Here is a 229-nt window from a genome sequence, read left to right on the forward strand (position 1 = left end):
GAGGCCCAGGAGGTACTCGTGGACGAGGTCGTGGACGATGCCCTGATCCAGCAGCTGATGGCCCGTGCGAAGGACGGAGGGATGAAGCTGGCCGGCGAGGGCGGTCTGCTGCAGCAGCTGACCAAGAAGCTGCTGGAGTCCGCCTTGGAGGGCGAGATCACCGACCACCTGGGCCACGAGAACGGCGAGCGGGCCGAGGTCGGGCGGAGGGAGAACTACCGCAACGGCC

At 68.1% G+C, this 229-nt stretch carries 1 protein-coding gene; it reads left to right on the forward strand.

Features of this window, described 5'->3' with window-relative positions:
* Positions 1–18: 18 nt before the first annotated feature.
* Positions 19–229, forward strand: a 211-nt coding sequence (locus R2S09_RS40455) for a transposase (RefSeq protein ID WP_399145768.1), incomplete at its 3' end; no start/stop codon positions are given.

Source organism: Streptomyces sp. MK7 (assembly GCF_032658145.1).
GTDB lineage: Bacteria > Actinomycetota > Actinomycetes > Streptomycetales > Streptomycetaceae > Streptomyces > Streptomyces spiralis.